We start from the raw sequence: 5,284 nt of genomic DNA on the forward strand, positions 1-5,284 counted from the left end.
CATCAGCCTCGGCTGCGGCGCCGGCGGATTCTGTTAGGCTTTCCGCCATGCACGCAGCGTCCGGCAACACCGAGTGCCATGTCTTGGCACTCATTGCCGTGGGCGATTGCGCCGTTGCTGACGTGCATTGTTGTCGCTGACCTTCTGCCCGCGCTGAAATTCGCTTTTCTTTGCGACGGGATCCGTCAGCCGTCAAGCCCACTGTCGAAAGGTCGACCATTGTTCGACGACATCAGAAATGTCGTGCGGTGGCGGCACGCTGTCGCGTTGACCCTCGCCGCGGGAATGGTCGCGGCGTGTCACGGCGGCGCCAGCGACGTCGTCGGCGGCGGTGGGCCCGCCGGTGCCAACACCAGCATCACGCTGGTCGCCTATTCGGTACCGGAACCGGGCTGGAGCAAGGTGATTCCGGCGTTCAACGCCTCACCGGAAGGCAAGGGCGTCCAGGTGATCGCCTCGTACGGCGCTTCGGGTGACCAGTCGCGCGGTGTCGTCGACGGCAAGCCCGCCGATATCGTCAACTTCTCCGTCGAACCCGACATCACCCGACTGGTCAAGGCGGGCAAGGTTTCCAAGGACTGGGACAAGGACGCCACCAAGGGCATCCCGTTCGGCTCGGTCGTGACACTCGTCGTGCGGCCCGACAATCCCAAGAACATCAAAGACTGGGACGACTTGCTGCGGCCGGGCGTCGAAGTCATCACGCCCAGCCCGCTGAGTTCAGGCTCGGCGAAGTGGAATCTGCTCGCGCCGTACGCGGTCAAAAGTACGGGTGGCCACGACGCTCAGGCGGGCCTCGACTTCATTCACAAGCTGGTCGGCCAGCACGTCAAGCTGCGCCCGGGGTCGGGACGCGAGGCAACCGATGTCTTCGTCCAGGGCAGCGGTGACGTTCTCATCAGTTATGAGAACGAGGCGATCGCCACGGAACGGCAAGGAAAGCCGATCACCCACATCAACCCGTCGCAGACGATCAAAATCGAGAATCCGGTGGCGGTGGTGACCACCAGCTCCCACTTGAATGCCGCCGTCGCGTTCAAGAACTTCCAGTACACCGCGGAGGCCCAGAAAGTGTGGGCGGCAGCCGGATTCCGGCCGGTCGATCCCGCGGTCGCTGCAGATGTCCGCGACCAATTCCCGGCCCCGGCCAAGCTGTGGACGCTCGCTGACCTCGGCGGCTGGCCCACCGTTGACCCGCAGCTGTTCGACAAGAAGTCGGGCAGTATCACCAAGATCTACACGCAGGCCACCGGATGACGACAGCAATCACAACCGAGGTGTCCAGGCACGGGAACACCCCGGGCCGCAACAAGTTACGTGGCGACGGCACGTCGCTGCGAGTCGGCGTTGCGGTGCTGTGGCTTTCGGTCATCGTGCTGCTGCCGTTGGCCGCCATCGGCTGGCAATCCGTGGGCGGGGGCTGGCAGGCGTTCTGGCTGGCGGTCACCTCGAATGCCGCCGTCGAGTCCTTCAGAGTGACGCTGACCATCTCGGCGGGTGTCACCGTCCTGAACATGTTTTTCGGTCTGCTGATCGCCTGGGTTCTGGTGCGCGACGACTTTCCGGGTAAACGGCTCATCGACGCGATCATCGATCTGCCGTTCGCGTTACCGACGATCGTGGCCAGCCTGGTGATGTTGGCGCTCTACGGGAATCACAGTCCGGTCGGCCTGCACCTGCAACACACCGGATGGGGTGTGGGGGTGGCGCTGGCATTCGTCACGCTGCCGTTCGTGGTGCGGGCTGTCCAGCCGGTACTGCTCGAAGTCGACCGCGAGACCGAGGAGGCGGCCGCGTCGCTGGGCGCGGGCAACGCGACGATCTTCACGACGGTCGTGCTGCCCTCGCTGACTCCGGTTCTGCTGACCGGTGCGGGCCTGACGTTCGCGCGGGCCATCGGCGAATTCGGGTCGGTGGTGCTGATCGGCGGAGCGGTGCCGGGCAAAACCGAGGTGTCATCACAGTGGATCCGGACATTGATCGAAAATGACGACCGTACCGGTGCCGCCGCAATATCTATTGTGCTGCTTGCTATTTCGTTTGTCGTCCTGCTCGTCCTGCGTACCTTCGGATCGCGCGCAGCCAAGCGTGAGGAGCTGGCGGCGTGACACCGCCAGCGACGATGCAGAGCGAAGCGATGAGGAGGAGCGGCGCATGACGTTGTCGCCCAAGGTTCGCTATTTGATCCGTTTCGTCGCGCTGGCGTATGTGTTGGTGTTGCTGGTCATTCCGGTGGGGTTGATCTTGTGGCGCACCTTTGCGCCCGGCTTCGGTCAGTTCGTCGACTGGGTGAGTACGCCGGCGGCGGTCTCGGCGCTGAACTTGTCGGTTCTGGTGGTGGCGATCGTGGTGCCGCTCAACGTGATTTTCGGTATACCGACCGCACTGGTGTTGGCGCGCAACCGGTTTCGCGGCAAAGGTATCCTGCAGGCGATCATCGATCTGCCATTCGCGGTCTCACCGGTCGTGGTGGGTGTGGCGTTGATCGTGTTGTGGGGATCGGCGGGTCTGCTGGGCTTCGTCGAGAGGGACTTCGGGTTCAAGATCATCTTCGGCTTGCCGGGCATCGTGCTCGCCAGCGTCTTCGCCACGCTGCCGTTCGTCGTGCGCGAGGTCGAGCCGGTTCTGCACGAAGTGGGCACCGATCAGGAACAGGCCGCGGCAACGCTGGGATCCAGTTGGTGGCAGACCTTTTGGCGTATCACGCTGCCGTCGATCCGGTGGGGGTTGACCTACGGGATCGTGTTGACCATCGCCCGCACGCTCGGCGAATATGGCGCAGTCATCATGGTGTCGTCGAATCTTCCGGGGCAATCCCAGACGCTGACGCTACTGGTTTCTGACCGCTACAACCGGGGCGCGGAGTACGGTGCCTACGCCATTTCGACTCTGTTGATGGCGGTTTCGGTGCTCGTGCTGATCGTTCAGGTGATTCTTGATGCTCGCCTCAAGCGAGCCACAAAGTAGGCGTGACAGGGAGGACTGGCGCTAATGGATAACGCGATCGTGGTGCGGGGGGCCAACAAGCGCTACGGTGATTTCGCCGCGCTGGACGATGTCGATTTCGAGGTGCCGGCCGGTTCGCTGACGGCGTTGTTGGGACCCAGCGGGTCGGGCAAGTCGACGCTGTTGCGCGCCATCGCCGGACTCGATCAGCCCGATACCGGAACCATCACCATCAACGGGCGCGACGTCACACGGATACCGCCCCAGCGGCGCGACATCGGCTTCGTGTTCCAGCATTACGCCGCCTTCAAGCACTTGACCGTTCGGGACAACGTGGCCTTCGGGCTGAAGATCCGGCGGCGGCCCAAGGCCGAGATCGCCCAAAAGGTGGACAACCTTCTGGAAGTGGTGGGGCTCAGCGGTTTTCAAACCCGCTATCCCAGTCAGCTCTCCGGTGGTCAGCGCCAGCGCATGGCATTGGCGCGCGCGCTGGCGGTCGACCCGCAAGTGCTGCTGCTCGATGAGCCATTCGGCGCGCTGGACGCCAGAGTCCGCGACGATCTGCGTTCGTGGCTGCGCCGGTTGCACGATGACGTGCACGTCACCACGGTGCTCGTCACTCACGACCAGGCCGAGGCGCTTGACGTCGCCGACCGGATCGCCGTGCTCAAAGACGGACGCATCGAACAAGTGGGATCTCCGAGCGCGGTCTACGACAGTCCGGCCAACGCGTTCGTGATGTCGTTTCTGGGTGCGGTCTCCTCGCTGAACGGCACTCTGGTTCGCCCGCACGACATTCGGGTCGGCCGCAGTCCGGATATGAAGATCGCCGGCGACGACGGCACCGACGAAGTCACCGGGGTGGTCCGGGCCACCATCGACCGCGTGGTGATGCTCGGCTTCGAGGTGCGCGTCGAGTTGACCAACGCCGCCACCGGCGGGCCGTTCACCGCTCAGATCACTCGCGGCGATGCGCAAGCGCTGGGCCTGAAGGCGGGGGATACCGTGTACGTGCGTGCCACCCGGGTACCGCCGATCGCAGGAGAAGGCCTGGCGCGCAACGACGCTGGGAAGGTCTCCACGGCGAATTCCGTCTGAGGGCTGTTCAGCCTTTGATCGAGCCGACCCGGTCGTAGCTGGAATGCGCGACGCACCCCGCCGCGTGATCGTCCATGTATCTCGACTCCGTGCCCGGGGCCCACGCGTCGACTCGTATCTGCGGGTCCCGGCCGGCGGTCGGTGAATACTTCGGCAATTCGGCTTTGCACCGAGCCTCGATTTGCTTCTGCTCGGCGTCGCTGTCCGGGAAACGAGAGAGCGCGAGCATCGCGAAGAGCTCGTGGGAATGTGGTTTATCGCAGCTCACAGGCGAATTGATGGTCTCCTGGTAGCAGGTGCCGACCCGCTCGGATTGCAGCGATCCGGTGATCAGCCCGTCTTTGGGCCACGCGCTGTAGGCCCAGACCACCGTCCACAGCACGGAGATCACCATGCCCGCGACTGCCAACCCGCGTCCGGACTCCCTGCCGTCTCTGGTCTTGATCAGTGCGGCGAACCCGGCGATCAGGCTCAGGGGCACGAGGCTCACCAGACCCAGCAGGAATGACGCGACCGCCCATCTGTTGGCCGGGCGACTGGCCTCGGCCGAGCCGGGTTCTCCGGGACCCGGTGCCTGTGGCGCACTCATAGTGGGCAACCGTAGCCTCCTGATGGGGCTCCACCTTGGACTTCGCCTGTCAACGTAATCCAGGTGACGATCGCTTCGAGGTTCGCGTCGAATTGGGCAACATCTTCGCCACTCGGTTTCGCGTAAGCGGGATCTGCGCGTTCTCGTTACGATCGTCGCACTGAGTTTGTTGTTGAGGAGCGTGTAGCGGGTGAGTCATCCGTGGCCGATGTTTCCGCCGGAGGCGAATTGGTATTCGCTGGCGTTGGGGCCGCGTTCGGCGCCGAGTGTGGCCGCTGCGGAGACGTTGGAGGCCCATCATGCGGCGATGACGGCGGTGGCGGGGACGTCGATGGCGCAGGGTGCGGTGACCGCGAAGTCTTATACGGGTTTGGGTGGTACCGCCTCGGAGGCGGCGTTGGTGACGCATAACAATGAGCATTTGGCGTTTGCTGAGCAGACGTTGGCGAAAGCCCAGATTTTTCATATGGCCGCGGCGGTCAATGAGTCGTCGTTTGCGCAGATGGTGCCGGCCCCGCCGGCGCATGCGAACCGGTTCGAGGAAGCCGCCGATGAGGTGATCAATCCGATGGTGTGGGGGGCGTTGACGCCGCGGATCGCGGATTTGAATCTGGAGTATTTCGGGTTCATGTGGCCCAACAACGCTGCCGC

At 64.0% G+C, this 5,284-nt stretch carries 7 protein-coding genes; 6 read left to right on the top strand and 1 reads right to left on the bottom strand.

The genetic code is table 11. The annotated features are described in order from the left end of the window. Window positions 1-47: 47 nt before the first annotated feature. From VGG53_RS24020 to VGG53_RS08845, 5 genes are all read left to right on the top strand, one after another. Window positions 48-140, top strand: a complete 93-nt coding sequence (locus VGG53_RS24020) for an Ms4533A family Cys-rich leader peptide (protein WP_372512934.1) — start codon at window positions 48-50, stop codon at window positions 138-140. Window positions 141-285: 145 nt separating this feature from the next. Then, window positions 286-1,257 carry a sulfate ABC transporter substrate-binding protein gene (locus VGG53_RS08830; protein ID WP_331517675.1) on the top strand — a complete coding sequence of 324 codons (972 nt, stop codon included), beginning with the start codon at window positions 286-288 and terminating at the stop codon, window positions 1,255-1,257. Further along, window positions 1,254-2,108, top strand: a complete 855-nt coding sequence (cysT, locus tag VGG53_RS08835; RefSeq protein WP_331517670.1) for a sulfate ABC transporter permease subunit CysT — start codon at window positions 1,254-1,256, stop codon at window positions 2,106-2,108. The genes VGG53_RS08830 and cysT overlap by 4 nt, the downstream gene beginning before the upstream one ends. A 46-nt stretch (window positions 2,109-2,154) precedes the next feature. Then, complete coding sequence (cysW, locus tag VGG53_RS08840; protein WP_331517671.1) at window positions 2,155-2,967, top strand: sulfate ABC transporter permease subunit CysW; 813 nt, start codon at window positions 2,155-2,157, stop codon at window positions 2,965-2,967. A gap of 24 nt (window positions 2,968-2,991) precedes the next feature. Then, the gene (locus VGG53_RS08845) at window positions 2,992-4,044 is read left to right on the top strand and encodes a sulfate/molybdate ABC transporter ATP-binding protein (protein ID WP_331517672.1); all 1,053 of its coding nucleotides are present in this window, start codon (window positions 2,992-2,994) and stop codon (window positions 4,042-4,044) included. 7 nt (window positions 4,045-4,051) lie between these two features. Here VGG53_RS08845 and VGG53_RS08850 read toward each other — a convergent pair whose 3' ends face one another. Beyond that, on the bottom strand, window positions 4,052-4,633 hold the full coding sequence (locus tag VGG53_RS08850; RefSeq protein ID WP_331517673.1) for a DUF4190 domain-containing protein: 582 nt from the start codon (window positions 4,631-4,633) through the stop codon (window positions 4,052-4,054). Window positions 4,634-4,823: 190 nt separating this feature from the next. Between VGG53_RS08850 and VGG53_RS08855 the strand changes: the two genes are divergently transcribed. After that, window positions 4,824-5,284, top strand: a 461-nt coding sequence (locus VGG53_RS08855) for a PPE domain-containing protein (protein WP_331517674.1), incomplete at its 3' end; no start/stop codon positions are given.

The sequence above is a fragment of the Mycobacterium sp. genome (assembly GCF_036490025.1).
GTDB lineage: Bacteria > Actinomycetota > Actinomycetes > Mycobacteriales > Mycobacteriaceae > Mycobacterium.

What these genes read in the sequence shown, in the direction of transcription:
- VGG53_RS24020 (WP_372512934.1), top strand. Translation starts at nt 48, where the DNA reads ATGCACGCAGCGTCCGGCAACACCGAGTGCCATGTCTTGGCACTCATT.
- VGG53_RS08830 (WP_331517675.1), top strand. Translation starts at nt 286, where the DNA reads ATGGTCGCGGCGTGTCACGGCGGCGCCAGCGACGTCGTCGGCGGCGGT.
- cysT (WP_331517670.1), top strand. Translation starts at nt 1,254, where the DNA reads ATGACGACAGCAATCACAACCGAGGTGTCCAGGCACGGGAACACCCCG.
- cysW (WP_331517671.1), top strand. Translation starts at nt 2,155, where the DNA reads ATGACGTTGTCGCCCAAGGTTCGCTATTTGATCCGTTTCGTCGCGCTG.
- VGG53_RS08845 (WP_331517672.1), top strand. Translation starts at nt 2,992, where the DNA reads ATGGATAACGCGATCGTGGTGCGGGGGGCCAACAAGCGCTACGGTGAT.
- VGG53_RS08850 (WP_331517673.1), bottom strand. Translation starts at nt 4,633, where the DNA reads ATGAGTGCGCCACAGGCACCGGGTCCCGGAGAACCCGGCTCGGCCGAG.